At 70.4% G+C, this 20,600-nt stretch carries 17 protein-coding genes and 1 pseudogene; 8 read left to right on the forward strand and 10 right to left on the reverse strand.

The window, feature by feature from the left end; genetic code table 11:
* Positions 1 to 278: 278 nt before the first annotated feature.
* The 3 genes from SM418_RS33795 to SM418_RS33805 form a co-directional block, all read right to left on the reverse strand.
* On the reverse strand, positions 279 to 971 hold the full coding sequence (locus SM418_RS33795) for an alpha/beta fold hydrolase (RefSeq protein ID WP_371945557.1): 693 nt from the start codon (positions 969 to 971) through the stop codon (positions 279 to 281).
* A gap of 258 nt (positions 972 to 1,229) precedes the next feature.
* A complete protein-coding gene (locus tag SM418_RS33800) occupies positions 1,230 to 2,135 on the reverse strand; it encodes a hypothetical protein (protein WP_371945558.1) in 906 nt (301 codons plus the stop codon).
* Between the two features lie 298 nt (positions 2,136 to 2,433).
* Positions 2,434 to 3,717: a citrate synthase gene (locus tag SM418_RS33805; RefSeq protein WP_371945559.1), complete on the reverse strand. Its 1,284-nt coding sequence runs from the start codon at positions 3,715 to 3,717 to the stop codon at positions 2,434 to 2,436.
* 128 nt (positions 3,718 to 3,845) lie between these two features.
* On the opposite strand from SM418_RS33805, the gene SM418_RS33810 reads away from it, so the two are divergent.
* Positions 3,846 to 4,508, forward strand: a complete 663-nt coding sequence (locus tag SM418_RS33810) for a thiaminase II/PqqC family protein (RefSeq protein ID WP_371945560.1) — start codon at positions 3,846 to 3,848, stop codon at positions 4,506 to 4,508.
* A gap of 9 nt (positions 4,509 to 4,517) precedes the next feature.
* On the opposite strand, the gene SM418_RS33815 is transcribed toward SM418_RS33810, so the two are convergent.
* On the reverse strand, positions 4,518 to 5,414 hold the full coding sequence (locus tag SM418_RS33815) for a serine/threonine-protein kinase (protein ID WP_371945597.1): 897 nt from the start codon (positions 5,412 to 5,414) through the stop codon (positions 4,518 to 4,520).
* Positions 5,415 to 5,490: 76 nt separating this feature from the next.
* Positions 5,491 to 6,429: an aldo/keto reductase gene (locus SM418_RS33820; protein WP_371945561.1), complete on the reverse strand. Its 939-nt coding sequence runs from the start codon at positions 6,427 to 6,429 to the stop codon at positions 5,491 to 5,493.
* A 175-nt stretch (positions 6,430 to 6,604) separates the two neighbouring features.
* On the opposite strand from SM418_RS33820, the gene SM418_RS33825 reads away from it, so the two are divergent.
* Together SM418_RS33825 and SM418_RS33830 are read left to right on the forward strand one after the other, a co-directional pair.
* Entirely contained in the window at positions 6,605 to 7,390 is a 786-nt protein-coding gene (locus tag SM418_RS33825) for a hypothetical protein (RefSeq protein ID WP_371945562.1), read from the forward strand.
* A gap of 1,003 nt (positions 7,391 to 8,393) precedes the next feature.
* Positions 8,394 to 9,641, forward strand: a complete 1,248-nt coding sequence (locus SM418_RS33830; RefSeq protein ID WP_371945563.1) for a hypothetical protein — start codon at positions 8,394 to 8,396, stop codon at positions 9,639 to 9,641.
* Between the two features lie 357 nt (positions 9,642 to 9,998).
* Here SM418_RS33830 and SM418_RS33835 read toward each other — a convergent pair whose 3' ends face one another.
* Positions 9,999 to 10,955 (reverse strand): hypothetical protein, encoded by a 957-nt coding sequence (locus SM418_RS33835; protein ID WP_371945564.1) that lies wholly within the window; start codon positions 10,953 to 10,955, stop codon positions 9,999 to 10,001.
* A 562-nt stretch (positions 10,956 to 11,517) separates the two neighbouring features.
* Here SM418_RS33835 and SM418_RS33840 point away from each other — a divergent pair.
* Complete coding sequence (locus SM418_RS33840; RefSeq protein WP_371945565.1) at positions 11,518 to 11,730, forward strand: helix-turn-helix domain-containing protein; 213 nt, start codon at positions 11,518 to 11,520, stop codon at positions 11,728 to 11,730.
* An 82-nt stretch (positions 11,731 to 11,812) separates the two neighbouring features.
* On the opposite strand, the gene SM418_RS33845 is transcribed toward SM418_RS33840, so the two are convergent.
* Together SM418_RS33845 and SM418_RS33850 are read right to left on the reverse strand one after the other, a co-directional pair.
* The gene (locus SM418_RS33845) at positions 11,813 to 13,177 is read right to left on the reverse strand and encodes a DUF2786 domain-containing protein (protein WP_371945566.1); all 1,365 of its coding nucleotides are present in this window, start codon (positions 13,175 to 13,177) and stop codon (positions 11,813 to 11,815) included.
* Positions 13,178 to 13,303: 126 nt separating this feature from the next.
* Positions 13,304 to 13,576, reverse strand: a complete 273-nt coding sequence (locus SM418_RS33850) for a hypothetical protein (protein ID WP_371945567.1) — start codon at positions 13,574 to 13,576, stop codon at positions 13,304 to 13,306.
* Between the two features lie 256 nt (positions 13,577 to 13,832).
* Between SM418_RS33850 and SM418_RS33855 the strand changes: the two genes are divergently transcribed.
* Positions 13,833 to 15,341: a long-chain-fatty-acid--CoA ligase gene (locus SM418_RS33855; RefSeq protein WP_371966134.1), complete on the forward strand. Its 1,509-nt coding sequence runs from the start codon at positions 13,833 to 13,835 to the stop codon at positions 15,339 to 15,341.
* A 39-nt stretch (positions 15,342 to 15,380) separates the two neighbouring features.
* Here SM418_RS33855 and SM418_RS33860 read toward each other — a convergent pair whose 3' ends face one another.
* Positions 15,381 to 16,475: a winged helix DNA-binding domain-containing protein gene (locus SM418_RS33860; RefSeq protein WP_371945569.1), complete on the reverse strand. Its 1,095-nt coding sequence runs from the start codon at positions 16,473 to 16,475 to the stop codon at positions 15,381 to 15,383.
* Between the two features lie 64 nt (positions 16,476 to 16,539).
* Between SM418_RS33860 and SM418_RS33865 the strand changes: the two genes are divergently transcribed.
* The 3 genes and pseudogenes from SM418_RS33865 (at position 16,540) to SM418_RS33875 (ending at position 18,950) form a co-directional block, all read left to right on the forward strand.
* A complete protein-coding gene (locus SM418_RS33865; RefSeq protein ID WP_371945598.1) occupies positions 16,540 to 16,740 on the forward strand; it encodes an SIP domain-containing protein in 201 nt (66 codons plus the stop codon).
* 536 nt (positions 16,741 to 17,276) lie between these two features.
* Positions 17,277 to 17,678: pseudogene (locus tag SM418_RS33870) on the forward strand (hypothetical protein); the annotation flags it as partial.
* Positions 17,679 to 18,275: 597 nt separating this feature from the next.
* Positions 18,276 to 18,950 (forward strand): RlpA-like double-psi beta-barrel domain-containing protein, encoded by a 675-nt coding sequence (locus SM418_RS33875; protein WP_371945570.1) that lies wholly within the window; start codon positions 18,276 to 18,278, stop codon positions 18,948 to 18,950.
* A 552-nt stretch (positions 18,951 to 19,502) separates the two neighbouring features.
* Here SM418_RS33875 and SM418_RS33880 read toward each other — a convergent pair.
* Positions 19,503 to 20,567, reverse strand: a complete 1,065-nt coding sequence (locus tag SM418_RS33880) for a phosphotransferase family protein (RefSeq protein WP_371945571.1) — start codon at positions 20,565 to 20,567, stop codon at positions 19,503 to 19,505.
* Positions 20,568 to 20,600: the final 33 nt, after the last annotated feature.

Genomic DNA, 20,600 nt, shown 5'->3' on the forward strand with positions numbered 1-20,600 from the left:
GTACTTCCCGGACTCGCACGGCCCTTGCCCGCAAGGTCCACGAGCTCCCCAAGGCAGGCCGGAAATCCCAGACGAAAGCCCTCCTCCCCAAGGAACGCCCCTATCCCGTGCCTCCCGCCCTGGCCACTCGGTCAGGAATGCCGTGACTGGCATCCACGCTTCTGCGATGCCCGGCCCGGCGTATTTCCTCCCGAACCTGGCGGAGCGTCGGGAAACGACGGCATCGCTGTACGCCAAGGCCATCGGGCGCATGCGTCCGGGATGCCGTGGTTGCCGGATCAGCGGGGACGGGTGCGATATGCCTCAAGTCGTTCGGCCAGTTCCTTGGGGCGGCTGAGCGCCAGCAGGTGGCCGCCGGGCATGTCGTCGACCTCGATGCCCAGCCGTTCGCGTACCACACGGCGCTGGAACTCCAACGGGAAAAGTCGATCGTCGCGTCCCTGCAGGAACACGGTCGGGGTGCCCGGCCACGCGCTGAGCGGCCACGGCTCCGCGAACGGCGTCGACGACTGCGGTGGTTCCTCCCGGGACAGCGCCTCGGCCTTCACGTCCTGCGGGACGTCATGGAAGAAGCATTCCTCCGGATCGAACTCCGCGGACGGCGTCCGTCCCTCGCGGACCGCCTGGTCGGCCATGGCCTGAGCCTGACCGGTGTTCTTCCACCAGGCGCCACCCGATTCGCCGGGTGCCGGAACCATGGCATTGAGCAGGACGAGCAGCTCCACCGGCAGCCGTTCGCAGACCAGCGGAGCGGTGAGCCCGCCCATGGACTGTGCCACCAGGACGAGGCCGGACCGGTCGCCGATCGCCTTCACCACGGTGTCGGCGTACTCCCGCAGGCCCGCCGAATCGTCCCCCGCGGGGAGGTCGGCGGCCACGACGTCGTGCCCCCGCTCTCGCAGCTCCGGGACGAGGCGGTGCCAATACCAGGACTCTCCGCCGGCTCCGGGGATGAGTACATAGGTCGCCAATGGTCACCTTTCCGCGTGGTCGAGTTCGGCAGCGTTCAGGCTACGAGCCTCCACCGACACTTTCTGGTCCCACCCTCTTGATGTAGCGGCATCTCGTCCCATTCGGGTGCGGCGATCCGTTGCGGTAGCGCCCGTGTGCTCGACGTCGTGCGGTGGGGCTGCTGGTCGTCCGCGAGTTGCTGCACGATGGGTCGCGTGCCCTACTGGCAGGCACGTCCGCGGTGGTGGTGCCCGAGGTCGGGAGCGTTTGCGGTCGGTTCAGTTGACGGGGGCGGTGAGGTCGGGTTCGCAGGTGAGCAACTCGTGCAGGACGGGCGGAAGGTCGTCCCAGAGCCATTCGTTCAGGGTGCCCGGGAACCCCGCCGGCGGCTGGATGCTTAGGCGGTTGGAACCGACGTCGGTCAGCCGTACAGCGATGGGGCCGTCGTCCCACATGGGGTCTCGATTGCCCCAGAACGCGGAGAAGTCGGTGCTGGTCAGCATCAGCTCGCCGGGCAGCACGTGGTCGCCGGGGTGCCTGCCCAGAGGTAGCAGCCGTTGCGCCGTCGTACGGAGGATGTTGAGAGCGGCCAGGTCGTGGGGACATGCCACGTTGGCGATCTCCAGCTCAGGCAGCCCGAACCGCCGCAACCCGCGGGTCTTGAGGGTGACGCAGGCGCAGCCGTCGATGTCGTCCTCGTCGGCGGTGCAGCGGCCCGAGTTCCGGTACGGCGGCAGGACGGTGCCGAGCCAGTCGTCGGCGAGGACGAAGTCGTCCAAACGACCGAAGCTCGTCACCGCCAGCGTCCGGCCGGTGGCGAGGTCTACGGGCACCCCGCAGCGCGAGTCGGCGATCGCCTTGGCCGTCGCCCGTGCGAGGAGCGGCCCGGACGGCAGGTCGCCGACCGGCAGGACGGATGTGACGCCGATGTGCCGTGAGGCTCGGCGGGCCCGCTCCGCATCGTCCTCGGAGGCACCCGCCACCTCGGTCAGGTCCCAGGGCGAATCCCCGGCGGGATGGCAGGACAGCGTGAGATGCGGGGTGCCGAGGAGGCCCGCCACCGCCGCGGCCAGCGGGACGGGAAGCCGCTGTCGGATCGCCGCCACGAGATCGCCGGGCTCCCTGTCGGTCGCGACGACGAAGCCGGCGGTCGTCTCTTCGGGAACCGTGATGGTGACGCGCATTTGCAGCCTCCTCGGGGCCGTGGACCGGCGTTCGCAGTCCACCTTCGAGGAGGCCGCCGAGCACTTTCACTAGAAGGCGATTCTGTGGATAGAGGCTCCGAGCGCGCAGGTCCGAGCGCCATGCGAACACGGATCGCCCGCGACCGGCGATCGCGGGCAGGCATGGCGCCGACCTGCTGACCTGCCGACGTGCCAGGCACGTCGGCCGCCGCCGGATCGTCCGTCAGAAGGCGCTCCAACGCGGCCCACCGGCGCTCGGCCAAGCGAGAGCGGACGATCCGGCGACGTTCCCTTGCTGCTAGCGGGCGGAAGGATCCACGTAGTGGCGCTCACCGGGGCCCACGTACACCTGGCGAGGACGTCCGATCTTCGTGGCCGGGTCGTTCATCATCTCGCGCCACTGGGCGATCCAGCCGGGAAGCCGGCCGAGCGCGAACAGCACGGTGAACGCGTTGGTGGGGAAGCCCATCGCCTTGTAGATGACGCCGGTGTAGAAGTCCACGTTGGGGTAGAGCTTGCGCTCGATGAAGTAGTCGTCGCTCAGCGCGACCTCTTCGAGACGCATGGCCAGATCCAGCAGCGGGTCGGACTTGCCCAGGGCGTCCAGGACCTTGCCCGTGGCCTTCTTCACGACCGCAGCGCGCGGGTCGTAGTTGCGGTAGACGCGGTGCCCGAAGCCCATCAGCTTGACGCCGGGCTCCTTCTTCTTGACGCGCTCCACGAACGAGTCGATGTCGTCGCCGTTCTCGTGGATGCGCTCCAACATTTCCAGGACGGCCTGGTTGGCGCCGCCGTGCAGCGGGCCGAACAGCGCGTCCACGCCCGCGGACACCGACGAGAACAGGTTCGCCTGGCTGGACCCGACGAGGCGCACAGTCGACGTCGAACAGTTCTGCTCGTGGTCGGCGTGCAGGACGAAGAGCATGTCCAGGACGCGCGCGATCTCAGGATCGATCTCGTAGGGCTGGGTGGGCAGGCCGAACATCATGCGGAGGAAGTTCTCCACATACCCGAGGGAGTTGTCCGGGTACAGGAGCGGCTGGCCGTTGGAGGTCTTGTAGGCGTACGCCGCGATGGTGGGCAGCTTCGCGATGAGGCGGATGCTCGACTGGTTGACCTGCTCGGGGTCGAACGGGTCGAGGCTGTCCTGGTAGAAGGTGGACAGGGCGCTGACCGCGGACGACAGCACCGCCATGGGGTGGGCCCGGCGCGGGAACGCGGAGAAGAACGCGCGGAACTTCTCGTCCAGCAAGGTGTGGTTCCGCACGCTGTCGGTGAACGCGCTCAGCTGGTCGGGCGTCGGGAGCTCGCCGTAGATGAGCAGGTAGGCCACCTCGAGGAAGGAAGACTTCTCCGCCAGCTCCTCGATGGGGTAGCCCCGGTAGCGGAGGATGCCCGCCTCGCCGTCGATGTAGGTGATGGCCGACGTCGTGGACGCGGTGTTGGTGAAACCGGGATCGAGCGTGACATGCCCCGTCTCCTTCAAGAGGCTGCCAACGACCAGCCCTGACGGCCCTTCCGTAGCCTCGGTGACCTCCAGAGGCATCCGGCCGCTCGCGTGGTCGAGCTCGAAATCCGACATACTCGCTCACTCCCAACTGCGTCCACACCTGCGCAGACGTTCCGCTCTTCATCGTATCCACGTGATCACCCGGGCCGATCCGGCACGTCCTGTTGACGGAAGGCCGGGCCAGGTGCTCCGGTGGGATCGTGACCGATCACGGGGCCGCTGAACTCGTCGCTCGCACCCGCCGGGATATCGCGGGCGGAGCGGCCGCGAACCGCTTCGTCAGCCTGCTCGAAGCGGGCCAGTTGCCCCGAGATCGCCTGGTCTGGCTGGCCGGCGAGGAGTATCGGATCGTCAAGAGCGATCGGCGCAGTTTCGCCCTGCTAGCTGCAAGGTATCCCGATTCGTCGTCCGGTGAGCTGTTCCTGGGGCTCGCGCAGGGCGAGGGGCGGGCGCTGACGCTGCTCGGAGACTTCGCGGCCGCGCTCGGGCAAAGTGAGAAGAATCTCATGGCCTACGAGCCGAAACCCCTCGCACAGGCGTATCCGGCCTACCTCGCGCAGAGGGCGGCCTTCGGGACGGCCGCCGAGGTCGCCCTGGCCATGCTGGCCAACCTGGAGGAGTGGGGTGCGTATTGCGCCCGCACCGCCAGGGCCCTCCGTGCGGAGTACGGCTTCCCTGACACAGCCGTCGGGTTCTTCGACTTCTTCGCCGAGCCACCGCCGGGCTTCGAGGAACAAGCCCTGGACGTGATCGCGTCCGGGCTGGCATCCGGGGACGACCCGGTCGAGGCAGCCCGCGCGGCCCGCCTCCTACACGCCTACGAGACCGCCTTCTGGGACGCACTCGCCGAGGGTCTGCCCTGACCGGGCGTGTTAGTGCTCCCGCAGCGTGGGCAACTCCGCGGTGATCTCGACCAGTGTCTTCTCCTGGACACCGATGAGCTGCTCGACGTCGACGGGCGGCCATTCCTCGCCGTAGTGGGCGTCCAGCAGCGTGGACAAGGCGACGAGGATCTGCTCTGGTGTGGGACGCTCCCCAGGGTCCTTGAGCAGACAGCGGGTCACGAGCCCGCGCATGGGGGCGGGCAACCGGCTGAGGTCCGGTTCGCCGTACACGATCCGCCCGCGGACCTTGCGGTCGGCGCCGAAGGGCGCGACTCCCGTCGCCGCGAAGACGAGGGTCGAGCCGAGCGAGAACACGTCACTTTCTGTGTGGAGGGGGTCTCCGAGAGCCTGCTCTGGTGACATGTAGGCGGGCGTCCCCAGGATCTCCTTGCGGGACAGGGGCAGCGCGTCCAGAGGCCTCGCGATACCGAAGTCGATGACCCTTGGCCCGTCCGAAGCGAGCAGTACGTTCGAGGGCTTCAAGTCCCTGTGCACGATGCCCGCACCGTGGATCGCGATCAGGGCCTCGGCGAGTCCGGCCCCCAGGCGGCAGGCCGCACGTTCGCGAAGCGGCCCCTTCTCCCGGACGACCTTGGAAAGGCTCACACCACGGATGTACTGGGTCGCGAGCCACGGTCGCTCCGCGTCCGGGTCGGCGTCGACGACGGGCGCCGTGTAGAAGCCGCTGACCGACCGCGCCGACGTCACCTCACGGCGGAACCTCGTGCGCCATCGGGGATCGTCCAGAAGCTCCAGGCGGATGACCTTCACGGCGACGAGGCGCCTGCTGGGCGACGCCCCGAGGAACACCTCGCCCATCCCACCGGTGCCGAGCCGGGCGACCACGCGGTACGGGCCGATCATCTCTGGGAGTTCTGACTGCATGGGCACGGAGATCCGATCATGGTGGGGCGCGCTCAATCGTGTCATGGGGCGGACACTCGTCCGGCAATGCGCGCCCTCATGTCCAGGGCAGCGCACTCCGTTCGTCCCAGTAGCGCTCCGGCGGAACATTGAGCTCCGCCAGCGCCCTCAGGTCCCCTTCGTCGAGGGACACCCTCGACGAAGTCAGGTTCGACTCCAGTTGAGTCGGACTGACCGCGCCGATGAGAACGATGTCGGCCCATGGCCGACTGAGCGCCGCCGCCAGCGCCAGACCGTCCGGCCCCACCTCTTTCTCGGACGCGATGGTCTGCACGGCCGCTGGCGGCCGCACGGCGAGCCTCCCGTTGGCCAGAACCTCCTTGAGCAGGACGTGCAGCCCTGCGTCATGTGCTTCTCGCAGAGCGTCCTCGGCGGATGTCTCCAGGATGTTCCACGTTGATTGGACGGTACGAAACAGCCTCTGACCGGAGACGTCCAGCGCCATCGCCCGGCGGATCGTGTCGGCTTGCCCGGGGCCCGAGGTGGAGAAGCCAACCTGCACGCCCTCGGCGTTCAGTTCCGCCAGGGCCTCCTGTAGACGGACGTCTTGGAACAGGGGGCTCTCGGCTGTCAACGAGTGGACCTGGTAGACGGAAAGACGCCCATCAAGCGACTCGCGGGTCTCTCTGTACTGGGTGTGGAAGCGGCCAAGACTGTGCTCCTTGACCTCGTGCACCGCGGCGTCGGTCTTCCAATCGCCGACGTAGGCGTAGCCCCACTTGCTGGAGACGGTCACATCCTCGGGGTTGCGCGCGCTGAGCCAGCTTCCGAGAAACTCCTCCGCCCTTCCGTAGGAACGTGCCGTGTCCACCCATCGGATGCCGGCCGCATAGGCCGCGTCCAGGACGTTCCATGTCGCCTCGCGCATCTGTTCTACGCCCCGCCCGTGCGGTAGCTCATCGGCCCTGCCCACGTTGATGTAAGCGGGGCGTCCCAGCGCGGCAAGCCCGACCCCCAGGCGCTGCATTGCGTTCATGGCCCCAGCCTCGCATGGGGTGCCCGCGCTGGAGAACCGATATTCGCCTGAATTGTCCGATAAAGCGGATGGTTGTTTCAGGATTATCCACAGAATCGCGTTCTAGCATTCTCGCGATTCCTCGTCCGCGAGGCTGTGTCACGTCAATGACGATCGCGGCACGAAAGGCGCGGAAATGCCTGCGCAGATTAATCGCACCGAGTACGGTGCCCACCAGTTCGCCGACCACCTGGGTCTCACTCGTTGGCAGTTGCGCGTGGGGCTGGAGCACGGGATCCTCCCCGGCCCCGATCTCGACGGCGACCGCTGGTCCGCCGACCTGGCCGAGGACGCCCGGGAGGCCGGCGAGGAGGTCGTCGCCAGATTCGGCGACGAACCGCCGATCGGCTCCGCTCGCGCGGCGGACCGGCTGGCCGCCCGGGTGACCCTCGACGTGGAGCGAAGGGACATCGAGGTCCTGGTCGCCCAAGGCGCCCTCAACGTCGTCAGCACCTTCCGCGGGCACCCGGTGTACCTCATGCGCGACTTGGACCGGCTCGACCCCGAGGCCGTGCGGATGGTCGTCTCCACCAGGAAGGGCCCGCTCACCGACACCGTTGACGCCGGCGGGGCGGCGACCATCCTCGGATGCCCGCGCCGGATGTTCGACCGGATCGCCGGTGAGCGCGAGCTCGTGCCCGACAGGCTCGGCCGTTACGCCCTTCCCGACGTCCAGGCGCTGAGAAGGGACGAGCGCCTGGCCCGCGAGATCGCGGAGGAGAAGCGCCACCTGGCCCTGGAGCGGACGCGCAGGTCCGAGGCCGCGGTCGAGGACGTCATACGCGCCTGGATCCTGCGCTGCTCGGCCTACCTGGACGGCGACGCCGACCAGCAACCGGACATCGGCCCCCTCAGCCGGGCACTCCGAAGCCTCGGCACCGTCAGGGCCGAGATCCGAAGACAGGAGCACCCTGCCTCTTGAGAGCGGCCTGCCGATGCATTCGTCAACCGGTATCAGGCGAGTCACACGGCCGAAGGCGCCAGGCCGACCTGGAAGAGAGCGATGAGAAGCAGACCCATGGTCATGGGGGAGAACGCCTTCTAACGTCCATGCCCGGTCTCCGCCGGGCAAGGAAGAGCACCCCCGGCACTGAGCCGGACCGGCTGGCGACGAGCCGCCCCCGTGCTCGCCCCGGCCGCCTTGCTCGCCCCGCCGCCTTGGCTTGCCCTGCCCCCGTGCTCGCCCCTCTGTGTTGTGCGTCGCGCCCGTGTTGTGCGTCGCGCCCCGTGTTGCGCTCGACCTTTGGGTTGGGTCCCGCTCCCGTGCGTCGCCCGGAGCCGCGTTCCAGTCCCTCATGATCATCTGCTGGGCCGGGCGGCCGGCGCGGGCTAGCCGGGCGGCGTCACCGGCCTCGCGGTTCGCGCCGCGGCCGCGGTGCTGATCGGCATCGTCCGCGCCGCCCTGTCGCACACGCCGCCTCGCCGGTGCTTCGCCCGACTCGGAGCATGCCCGCTGGACCGCAGGACCGGGTAGTCATTCAATTCCGGCCAACATAAATAACCGGAACCGATCTGCCGCCTGTGAGTGGGTGCCGTCCGCCCGGCGTGTTGATAACGCCGAGTGAGACTTATGGCACTGGGCGGTCACCTGCCCATGGCACGTCGCCGCCTACGGAAGAGGCCCGCCCCGCCTGCGCGTTCATGCGTGAACGGAGGCTGTGAACCTGCGGTGCGCGTTCGCGGAAGGTGCGTGTCAGCAGGCGAACCGTGAAGGCGGCCACTGCCGTTCGGTGCCGCTATCGTCTCGGTGCACCACATCGTCTTCCTTGGCTCCATCTACGACATACCGCCTATTCCGGCCAGCGCACCGACGGAGTCGGCGGCGGGGACCGTGCAGGCGACTGTGAGCAATGTTCAACGCTCCGTAGCCGAATTGACTACGATCGGCATTCTCACGGTGACCGACGCGATCCCCCGGGGCGAAGATGAACCGTTTTCTGGCACATCCCAGGCTTGCCGCCCTGCTCGGCGACTGGCTCCGCTGCACCTGCGGCGTGCTGGGCTGTACCGCCATGGCCGGTGCCATCTCGATCGGTGCGGCGGCGCCCTCGGACGCCATCGCCCGGCCCGAGCCGGGGTCGCGCAGATCCGTGCCGCCGATCTGCCGTCACGCTGTGAGCGTCGGTGACCGGCACACCGCGCACAAGTGCAGGGAGGCATGGCGGTCGATGTACGAGAGGTCTCGCAGGAGGTCGGGACGCGGCCGGGACGTCCCCCGCCGGGCGCACCGGCACACCTGGAAGCCCAAGACGGGACACCGGCCGTCCCCGCCCGTACCGCAGAGGCCGAGCGCCCGCACCGTCCTGCCGGATCCGCCGAGCGGCGAGCGGCCGTCCCCCGTCCGGAAGAAGAACACCCCTCGTCCCGCACCGTCCTCTGCGGCGCCGACTCGCATACCGGAGCGGGCGGAGGAGGCGGAGTCACGTTCCTCCTCGCTGCAGCCCGTCCTGTTGCTGAGTCTGCTCATTCCCGCCGCGGCGGCGATCTGTTACCCCTTCCGGCACCGGCTCTGCGCCGCCGCCACCGCCGGCCTGCCCGTCCTCCCCGTGCCCGAGGCGGAGGCGGAGGCGTCGGCGCCGGTCGGCTTCGGCTACCGCCCCGTCCTCGACCCCTTCGCCGCGCCGGTCGCGGGCCTGTGCGGCCCCGGGGCGATTTCCACGGCACGTGTGCTCGCCCTGACCGCCCTTGAGGCGCACGGCGACGAATCCCTGCTGGTGATCCCGCGTCCCGACGCCACCAGCCTGTTCGGGCTGGCCGAGGACGAACTCCTCGACGACAGCACGGACGGGCTCTTCATCCCCGGCAACCTCGACGTGGCGCTCGCCTACCTCGAGACGGAACTCGCCATCCGCAAGGACACCGGGGTGACGCAGGCACGCCGACTCCTCCTGGTGGCCGACTGCGCCCAGGAGGCCCACCGGCTCCAGGCACTCCTCGCCCGGCATCCGGGCGGCGCCTCGGCCGTCCTTCTCGGGCCGTGGACGGGCGACCAGGCCATGATCGACGACGACGGTCTGGTCGATGCCCCTCCCGCGCTGGCCTCCGCCCTCCCCGACCGCGTCCCGGCGCTCTCCCGAACCGAGGCCCGGGACCGTCTCCTCGCCGCCCTGGCGCAGCAGAGGGAGGCCAAGAAGCCCCCGCCCAAACGCCGCTCATCCCCTCGCCGTCCCTGACCGCGAAACCAGTGCCCGCCGACTACCGCCTCCGCCGGCTGGGCTTCTTACCTGACTCGGCCACCACGGCCGCCGTGTTCACTCCGGCCGTCGTCAGGATGTAACTCCTCGATCAGGAGCTACACCGACTTGTCGGATCGGTGGCGTTGATCGCGGTCTCCGGGCGTCCTAGTGACACCGACTTGGATGACCGGCGTAGAGCGCGGTCCCCGGTCGAGATCAACAGGGCTTGCCGGACCCCGGCGGGTGTCAGCCCTCGGTTACCCGCAAGGCCCTACAGACCCTTTGCGCGGAGGTGAGCCGTTGCTGGGCAGGTGGGGGGGCGGAGGGGTGCGGAGGGCAATGCCGGAGGTTCGGTTAGGCGGCGCGTGAGGGGTCGGCGGCGGCCTTCAGGACGTCGTACATGCCCAGGGGGAGCGTGTCGCCCGAGAGCCAGTCGTTGACCGTGCCGTCGAATTCGGCGGGCGGGCTGACGGTGAGGAGGCGCGTCGTCAGCGGCGAGAGGGTGAGCTGGAAGGGGGCCGGCGGGGTGAGGCGGACGCGGCGTGTCGACCCCCAGAAGTCGTTGAAGTCCCGCTGGGTGAGGTCGAGTGCGGCGGGGATCGTGCGGGTGCCCTCGGCCGGACCGGTGGCGAGCCAGGACCAGTGGTCGGTCAGGAGACGGCGGGCCGCGGCCCGCAGGACGTTCAGGGCGGCCAGGTCGTGCGGGCAGGCGACGTCGGTGATCTGGAGTTCGGGAAGGCCGAAGCGGCGCAGACCGCGGGTGCGCAGGCGGACGCAGGCGCAGCCGTTGAGGCCCTCCGGGGCCAGGTCGGGGTCGGGGGCCGTGCAGCGGCCGTTCGCGCGGAACGGCGGCAGGACGTCGCCGAGCCAGCGGTCGGCGAGGACGAAGCGGGTCCGCTCGGCGGTGGACGGCGCCAGGACGTGACCGGTGACGAGGTCGGCGGCGATGCCGCCGGTGGACTTGGCGATGGCGTACGCGGCGGCGCGGGCGACCTGGACGCCGCGGGGCTGGTCGGTGATCGGCCCCAGGGTGGTGACGACGGCGAACTCCGTGGCGCCGTTGAAGGCGAGTGCCGCCTGCCGGTCTCCGGGGCCGGCCGCGCGGACGGCGCCCGGATCCCAGCGCAGGGTCGCGACGTCCTCTCGGGTGATCTGCAGCTGGGACGAGCCGAGACGTCCGGCGATGTGGGGGGCATAGGGGCCGGACGCGGCCCGGCGAAGAACGCCGGCGAGGTCGTGCGGGATGCGGTCTGCGGCGACGGCGAACCGCGAGGTCGTGGTCGCCGGGACCGAGAACGTGATCGTGGCCATCGGATCGCTCCTTCCGGGACGGGACACGGCCAGCATGCGCGGCCGCCCCGGCCCGAAGCAGTAGAACGAGATTCTGGGGAAAAGTCGGCGGCGCCCGGGGCCGCCGGCCGGAGCGTTCGCGTGAGGGCGTGCGGGAAGTCGGCTCGGCCGTGCGTACTCATGACGGTGCGCGATCTCGGCGGCGGTCGTCGAACCGAAGGCGGGTCGGCCGGGTCGGCGTTCACCTTCGCCGGACGGCGGTCCACGGCGTACTGGGCCCGGAGTGAGGCCCTCCGGCTCGGAACACGCGGCTGAGGCGTCGGCGGGAGGCCGGATCGGGTTCCGGTCCGGGGGCCGCTGCGGACGATGCTCGTGCGGAACGGACGGTCGTCGGCAGTTGAGGGCCCGTCTGTCTAGATCCGACACGCCGTTCACCACGGAAAAGACCAGCTTCGGCCGAATTCGCGGTGATTCGCGCGGCATCGACGGCGTAATCAGGGGGAATGTGTACGTTGGGGAGATCAACACTGCTGTGAGCTGCGGGGACTGACCCCGCCGCCCAGCCTTGGAACAGGAGGTCCCCGTGGCTCGAACACTTTCGAGGGGCACCCGGGTCACCGGTGCCGAACGCACACAGCTCGCCGCCGAACTCGCTCCGCGCTACGCGTCCGGCGAGAGCATCCGCGACCTGGCCGCTGAGACCGGCCGGTCCTACGGGTTCATCTACAACGTCCTGAAGGAAGCGGGCGTGCCGCTGCGCGGCCGGGGCGGCAACACCCGGCGCAAGAAGGGCTGACCCGCTCCCGCGACCACGCGAGAAAGGAAGAAGCGAGCACATGTCCGGACGTCCCCCTCGCCCCCCGGGGGGACCCCGTGCGCTACGAGCGGCGGAACGCCCCGGTGATCTCGGAGCGCCCGTTCAGGCTGGCGAGGTCGGCGGCCGCCCGCCCGGCCACCCAGCCCTCATAGTTGGAGACCGAACCCGCCCGTCCCTTGGCGAGGTCCGGGAACATCGTGTCGACGGCCTGCTCGACGGCCCGGTCGCGCGCCGCCAGAACGGGAAGAAGATCCTTCCCGCCGGCGTCCGCGACCGCACTGTCCGCCGCAGCGCCCGCGGCCTCGCACAGCCGTTCCCCGATGCGGGAGGCGTAGGCGTTGAGGAAGGCGTGACGGAACGACCGCGTTCGTGACCGTCCCCGCGCGTCGCGCCGCGGACCCGCGTGCACGATGGCGGACGTCGCCTGGACGAGCAGCGACGTGAACAGCATCTCCACCGCGGCCAGATCGGTCGGAAAACCCAGGACGGTGCAGAACCCGAGCTCCCGGTGCCAGATCGCCCGGCAGCGGTTCGCATCGGCCACCACCGTCAGCAGGACCGCCTTCGGCGCGTCGTACGGGCTGTCCACCGCGATGCGCCGGCCGGCGGGCCCTCCCATGCCGCCCGTCTTCGCGGCCAGCAGCGCATGGTCGATGCTGTGCCGCGCCATCAACTCCTGAGCGCGGGCGCTGAGCGCCTCCGCCTCCTCGGGGAACTCGGTCGACTCCGCCTTGGCGAGCAGCGCCCGGACCTTGCCCAGCACCCGCTGATCCACGCCACGTGCACGCTCACGCGACACCTCTGCGCCGGACGTCCCGCCTCCGGGCGCGCCGCCCCAACTGGAGCCCGTTCCAGCCGAGTGCGTCGTGAACGAGTCCCGGTCGGAGGGGCCGCTGCCAGGCGGTGCGGTCAGAGGCGGGAGTTTCGGGAGGGTTTCCAGGAGGTGGGCTAGTTCGAGTGCCGTCGTGATGTAGACGGCACGGTCGACGTTTTCGCGGTGGCACCACTCGGTCGGGTGCGAGTCGTCGTCCGTCCACCAGACGGCGGCTTCGATGGATGTGAGCTGCTCGTGCCACTGCTCGCCCACGGTGGCGGGGGAGTAGGCGCGCATCTCGTCGGCGATCGCGTCGGTCGCCAGGCGGGCGTGCCGGGAGGTGCGCAGGCGGGACGTGAAACGGACCAGGTCGACAGGCTGCCAGCCCCGGTTCCAGGCCGCGGTGACTCCGCGCCGCAGCCGCGCGGTCAGGCACCGGCCGGCGGTGAGCGCCCAGTGCGGCGTGCCGGGACGGTCCGCGAGGGAGGCCGCGAGACGGCGGAACGTCACGTCGTCGCCCTGGGACAGCGACCTCACGGCCTCGGCCGCCAGCGTGTCCGCGGCCTCGGCTGCCTCCGGCGAGCCGGGCTCGCGCCGCCACGACTTCCGCACCGCCACTCCCGCCGCCGGCATCACAGGCCACGCAGCATCCTGCCATCCGATGCGCCGTGGAGGGAGTTTTGCGAGTGACACGCGAAGGCCCCGGCCGTCCTGTCCGGGCCTCGCTGGACGAGCGGGTCAGGCGCCGCCGTGCTTGTCGCCCCGCATCTCGTCCACCACGACGCTCTGGTACGCGCGGGACGTGTCGGGGACGTAGCTGAGCCGCGCGAGGGCCTTGCCGTCGTCGTCCCTGATCTCGAAGTGGTAGCCCTCGCCGGTGTTCCCGACGTGGGCCACGGCCTGGTCGTGCCGGAGCCGGCACATCGTGTCGACCTTCTCCAGTGCCACCTTCAGACTTCCCGCGTCGCTGATGAGCCGCGCGGGGTCGCTGGTCTCCCAGATCTCGAACATGAGTCGTGTCCTGTCGGCGGTCGGGAGGAACGGGCGGGGCATTCCAAACGTCGGCCACAGCTTGCGCGCATTTGGTGGATCTTTCAACCAGTTCCGGTATCGGATTGATCACCATTGGAAGCCGTCCACGCCCCCCCAACGCCATGTCCGCAAGCGGCGGCGGGCCGGTGCTTCCGCAGGCCGTGCCGGGATCGATAGAGTCGGCCGCACGCAACCGAATGAGATTCGGAAGGGGCCGGAGTTGGAGTACCGGGTCGTGTCCATCGTCCGTGACCACGCCCGCGACCGGGGGTCGGCGCCCGCCGTCTCCGGCGACGGGCGGACCGTGAGCTACGCCGAACTCGACGAGCGCTCCAGCCGGGTGGCGCAGGCCCTGAAGGCGGACGGGCTCGGCCCCGGCGCGCGGGTCGCCTACGTCGGCAAGAACGCGCCCGAGTTCTTCGACCTGCTGTTCGGCGCCGCGAAGATCGGCGCCGTGACCGCCCCGGTGAACTGGCGGCTGACCCCCGCCGAGATCGCCGCGATAGTCGCGGACGCGGGCGCGCCGGTGACCGTGCTGGACGCCGAGTTCGCCGACCTCGCGGACGGGCTTCCCGGCCGCGTCGTCGTGACCGGCGAAGAGCACGAGACGTGGCTGGCCGCGCATCCCGCCGACGACCCCGGCTTCGTGGGGGAGCCGGACGACGTCGTCGTGCAGCTCTACACCTCCGGCACGACCGGGGTGCCGAAGGGCGTCCAGCTCAGCAACGCCAACTTCGAGGTGGGGGAGCGGATGGCCCGCCGCTGGCGGCTGGACGGCACGGCGGTGAGCCTCGTCCCGATGCCGCTGTTCCACATCGGCGGCACCGGCTGGGCGCTGTCCGGGATGTACGCGGGCTGCCGGCAGGTACTCGTCCGCGACATCGACCCGGCCGCGCTCGTCGACACGTTCGAGCGCGAGCGGATCACGAACGCGTTCATCGTCCCGGCCGTCCTGCAGTTCATGTGCCAGGTGCCGGGCGCCGCCGGACGCGACTACTCGGCGCTGCGCGCGATCACCTACGGCGCGTCCCCGATCACCTCGGAGGTGCTGCGCCGCGCCCTCGACACGTTCAAGGCGCCGCTCTTCCAGCTCTACGGGATGACGGAGACCACCGGCGCGATCGTCCAGCTCGAACCCGAGGACCACGACCCCGGGGGCCCGCGCGGCCATCTGATGCGCTCGGCCGGCCGCCCCTACGACTGGGTCGAGGTGAAGATCGTCGAACCGGGCGGGGACACCGAGCGCGCCCCCGGCGAGGTCGGCGAGGTGCTGACTCGTTCCACGCAGAACACGCCCGGCTACTGGAACCGGCCGGAGGAGACGGCCCGCCTCCTCGTCGGGGACGGCTGGCTCCGCACGGGCGACGCCGGCTATGTCGACGGCGAGGGCTACCTCTTCCTCACCGACCGGATCAAGGACATGATCGTCACCGGCGCGGAGAACGTGTACCCCATCGAGGTCGAGGAGGTCCTCGCCGCCCATCCCGCCGTCGCGGACGTGGCGGTCATCGGCGTCCCGGACGAGCGCTGGGGCGAGACGGTCAAGGCCGTCGTGGTGCGCGCGCCGGGCGCCGAGCTGACCGAGGACGAGGTCCTCGCGCACGCGCGCGGGCGGCTGGCGGGTTTCAAGCGCCCCCGCTCGGTCGACTTCGTGGACGCGCTGCCACGCAACCCCAGTGGCAAGATCCTCAAGAAGGACCTCCGGGCCCCCTACTGGGAGGGGCTCGGCCGCACGATCGCCTAGCCTGCACGATTGCTCGGCCTCCACGGCCCGCGCGGCCGCCTAGGTCTCCACGGTGACGACGGTCTGCTTGGCGTCGGGTTCCAGGAAGCGTAGGAGCGCCTCCCCTTCGACGGTCAGCTCGTCGACGGCCGTCTGGGGGAGCGGTTCGAAAGGACGCATCCGCAAGGTCGCGACCTTGCGCTTGTACTCGGTGTCCCAGATGCCGCGGGCGAGGCCGTCCCAGAGGAAGACGGCGCGGACGCGCAGGTTCTTGGTCGTCAGCGAGGGCCGGTGGGCGTCGGCGATGACGCGCCTGCGGTCGGCGTGCGCCAGGACGAGGCTGTCGAACTCGGGCAGGAAGCGCGCCGGTGCCGGAACGTCCTCCCCAGGGCGCGGTGCGTCGGGAAGATCGAACAGCTCCCGCCCCCTGTCGTCGGCGAAGACCCGAAGGGACGGCCGCAGGCGCTCCAGGGCCTCCCCGGTGGCCGCCAGTCCGGACCACGTCTGAGCGTCGGCGGCAGACGCCGGCCCATAGGCCGCCAAGTACCGCAGCATCAGTTCTTCGACCGCGGCCCCGGCCGAGGGCTCGCTCCCCAGCCAGCCTCCGGCCAGGGTGAACTGCGCCGCACGAGGGAACCCCCACCTGTCCTGCGTGGGAAGCATCACCAAGGGCACGCACAGCCGGACGGCGTAGCCGAGGGCACGGTCGTTGACCTCCGGGAACCGTTCCTGGAGCAGCGCGCGCACCTCGTTGAACGTCCTGGGGCCTTCGTCAAGGAGCGCGCGTGCGGCCGGGACGACCTTCTGCAAGTCCAACCCCTTGGCGCGGTCGCCCAGGACGCGCAAGGCGCCGTCCAGCATCGGCTGCATGGCCGTGCGAAAGGCCGTGTAGTCGGCGCCGGTCATCAGATGCAGTGTTGCCCGCATCATCGTGGCGCGGACGAGCGACCGGTCCTGCAGTGCCGCGTGCAGGTCGGACGCCTGGAAGCCGTCCAGCCGTGCCCACAGCCCGAGGAACGGCGGTTTGGGCTCCTGGGCCTGCATGCCGCACAGGCGGCTCACCGCCTCGGTGACCGGGATCCCCTCCCGGCGGAGCAGCAGTTGCCGTGCCAGCGTGGCCCGGTTCAGGGCCTGGACGCTCAGGGTTTCGACCATGCGTCCAGCATGCCGGTAATCGGGCGGGGGCGGAGTCCCCGTCGCTCTTCCGGGCCGATCGCCCCTGGACCCGCGCGCAACTAGAGATATATCTTGCGCCGTCCGCGACTTGGAGCTGCCGTCCGAGCCGGGAATCGCCTACGTGGCCGGAGAGGAACGCACCGTACAGGCGGTCCGTGCGCACCTCGTCCGCGACCGCGGCTGGCCTCGCGCATCCGTGCTGGTCAAGCCGTTCTGGACGCCCGGCAAGCGGGGGATGGAGTGACCCTGGAACGATCGACGGGCGTGCCGGTTACGGGGTGATTTTCTTGAAATGCACGTGCATCAGCTCTTGCACCTGCACGCCATCCCTAGCAGGATGATCCCGGACCCCCCGCACGTGAACTCCCCGGAGATCGCGATGAACGCACACTTGAGCGACAGTGACCGACAGGCGCTGCGGCTGGCCCAGGATCTCCGCGAGGAGATGTGGGCGACACTTCCGCAGCTGCCGGCCGCCCCTTCGGTCTCCCCGTTCGTCGACCAGTCCGGGATGCCGAGCGTCCTGCTGAAGATGGACGCCGAGACCGCCCACGCGCTCATGGCCGTGCTGGCCGAGCGTCGTGCGGGACAGGGCGGTGCTCCCGGAGCCGAGCCCCGCCGGGCCGACGGTTCGCACGGCCCGGCGCCCACGGCCCAGGGCGGCCCGGCGGCGCAGGGACCCCCCGTGGCGGCCGTGAGCCCGTACGGTGAGCCCGCCTACCCCGGTCCCGCCTATCCGGATCCCGGCTACGCGCAGCCCGCCTATCCGGGGCCGGGCTACGCGCAGCCCGCCTATCCGGAGCCCGCCTATCCGGAGCCCGTCTACCCGGAACCCGGCTACACCGAGGCACCGTTCGTGCCGCCGCAGCCGGGCGCCCCGATCTTCACCGGCGGTACCGGACCGACGCCGCTCGTGCCGACGGTCTACCCGACGTACTGATCCAGCCGAGCGGCACCCACGATACGGGCACCGTGCAGTGTCCTCGTCTTGGCCGGGGCCCAGCCCGGCCCACGGTCCGGCGTCCCCGATCTCCTGAGCCGTGCGGGCTCAGCGGACGCCCGGCCCAAGCCGCCTGCCGGGGCTCGGCAGGGGCCCCGCCGAGGCTTTACCTCCCCTCGGGCGATGTCTGGAATGCCCGTCGAGGTCCTCGCGTTCTTTACTGTGTCGTGGTGATGCTGTGACCGTCACCGGTGCAGCGATCCCGGCTCTTTGCCCGATCCGGACGTCTCCGGCGCTCTCCGGCCGGCTGCGCTCGGGAGAACATAAAGATCGTTTTCTTTCGGGCGGACCGCCCGGAGGCCCGATGGGAAAGGCGTTCCGGTCGGATCTCGGAGAAAAAGATCTACCTGGGCAAAGGTAAAGAAAACCGTGGCTTGGCGAAAGTACGGTATTGCCGTATATAGTCAACCGCAGGTTCGGGTCAAAGAACCGTTGACCCTGCCAACCGCATAGCCGTCGCCTCCCGCCCGCCAGGCGGGATCCCGCGCCGAGCCGCGGCCGTACCATGCACCGGCCGCGCGCACCGTGACGGGCCCGTGAGCCCCCGGTCGGCGCTTCTTCCGCTTCATCAAAGCCCGCGTATACACGCACGTCCGAGAACGGTCGTGCACGAATCGGCGCGGGCGCGGTCCGCCATGCCCGTGGACCGTTCCAAGCGGGTCCTTCCCCGCGGCGGCATCTCCCGAGTCCCGAGTCTCGGAGCCGCTCTCCCCTGCCCGGAAACGGCGCATCGCCACCGGCGCGGAGCGGCAGCCCTGTACCCCGAACGAAGGAAATCCATGCAGCAGCGAGCGATCAACGTCATCCTGACCGGTGTCACCGGAACCGCCCTTGCGGGCATGCTGGTGGCCGGCGTGGCCGCGGCCAGTGATGACTCCGCTCCGGACAAGCAGTTCCTGTCGCAGCAGGCCGTGGCCTCGCAGGAGCACAAGACCTCTCCGAAGCCCGTCACCGGCGGCGAGGAGAAGAGCGAGTCCAAGTCCGACTCCGAGACCGGTCGCAAGGCCGAGTCGAAGGCCGACTCCAAGAAGGACGCCCAGAGCGAGAAGAAGGCCCCCAAGGCGCTGCTCAGCGGTAAGACCAAGGCGTCCTACTTCTGGGACGACGGGTCCGGCATCAACGGCGACACCGGCGCCCCGGCCGGCGGCAAGCCGATGCAGAAGGGGCTGTTCGCCAGCCCTAGCTGGCCCATGCACACCAAGGTCAAGGTCACCTACAAGGGCCGCAGTGTCACCGGCTTCGTCGGCGACCGCGGACCGGGCGAGCCCTCCCACCGGGGCGTGATGCTCGACCTCGACACCTACACCTTCCGCTACCTGCTGGACGGCGAGAAGCCGAAGAGCAAGTACAACGCCGGCACGGGTGAAGGCCATCTGAACGGCGTCAAGTGGGAGGTCCTCTCCTGGGGCAAGGGCGCCGGGAAGAAGGGCGAGCCCCGGCCTTTCGGCTCCTGACCAAATGACATGAGGCCGCACGCCGGTGCCCCAGTGAAATGGCTCACAAAAGAAATGTGAACCCGCTCACGGGCGCCGGCCAGCGCCTCGCACAGACCCGGCACAGGGCTGCCGGTGCATGGAAAACGGGGATTCCCCGGTATCGCGAGATAACCGGGGAATCCTCATTTTCAACGCTCCGGCCGTGAGCCGCCTCGTCGACCGGCGGAACGGGGCGAGCGGCTCGGTCGCCGTCCGTGCGGCGAAAGGGCGTCACCGACTGCCCCGTTCGCACCGGTCACTCTCCAGGCTGCGCCGCGCCGCCCGGATTTTCAACTGCGGCGGGCTTCACCTGCTGTGACAGGCGCGGATCCTGCGACCACGGTTCGCTGCCCCGCTGCCCCGCTGCCCCGCTGCCCCGCTGCCCCGCTGCCCCGCTGCCCCGCTGCCCCGCTGCCCCGCTGCCCCGCTCCGCCGCCCCGTCCGGCCGTTCGCCGTGAGCCACGACACCGCGCCGTCCAGCCATGGCGAGCAAGAGCCGCGCGTCGGCGGGGCCGCCACGGCGGATCTTTGTCATGAGCCGATGAACGCCTGGGCGCGCTGGAACAGGCCGAGAGTGATCGAGTGCAGCAGGTCGCCGGTCTCCCTCGGGGCCTTGCCCGCGAAGGCCCGTGCGTGCGTGCCCTCGAGGACGATCCCCAATTTGAAGCAGGCGAGCACCGCGTACCAGGTGATGGACGCCAGGTCGCGCCCGGCGACGGCGTCCGCGCGTTCGGCGTAGGTCGCGACCAGTTCGTCCGCGGCCGGCAGGCCGCCCGCCTCGCCCAGCGGTCCGGCCAGCGCCGCGCTCTGGTCGTCGCGGTCCGGCCAGGTGGCGAGCAGCCAGCCGAGGTCCAGCAGCGGGTCGCCGATCGTGCACATCTCCCAGTCGACGATCGCGGCGACCTCGGGGCCGTCGAAGGAGTACATCAGGTTGGCCAGGTGGTAGTCGCCGTGCAGGATGCCCGGCCGCCACAGCTTCGGACGGCGCTCCTCCAGCCAGCGGGCGACGTCGTCCAGGCCGGGGATGTCGGGACCCGGATAGCCGTCGAGGGCGCCGTAGGAGTCCAGCTCGGACATCCAGCGGCCCACCTGCCGCTCCAGGAAACCCTCGGGCTTGCCGAAGCCGCCGAGGCCGACGGCCTCGTGGTCGACCGCGCCCAGCGCCGACAGCGCGCGTGCCGCGTTCAGCCCCATTCCGCGCCGGACCGATGCGTCGTTTGCGTGCAGCTCGGGGAGCGTCACCGAGGCGTTGAAGCCCTCGACCGGCGTCATCAGGTAGAAGACCGCTCCGCCCATCACGGACTCGTCCGGGCAGGCCGCGATGAGGCGCGGCGCGGGGACGTCGGTGCCGTCGAGCGCCGCCAGCACGCGGGCCTCGCGGCGCAGGACGTCGTTCGTCCTCGCCCGCAGGTGGGCCGGCCCGCGCCGCAGCACGTAGTCGCGGCCGCCGCGGCGGAACCGGATCAGCGTGTTCTGCGTGCCGCCCGCGAGCGGCCGGAGGTCCTCGAACGGGCCGCCCGGCAGGCCCCGGCCGTCCATCCACCCCTTCAGGACGTCGAAGTCCACGAGGGCGCGGTCGATCTGCTCAGGCTGCACGGCGGGTCCCTTTCCGGCGCAAGGTCAACCGGA

The organism is Actinomadura chokoriensis (genome assembly GCF_041463665.1).
GTDB lineage: Bacteria > Actinomycetota > Actinomycetes > Streptosporangiales > Streptosporangiaceae > Spirillospora > Spirillospora chokoriensis_A.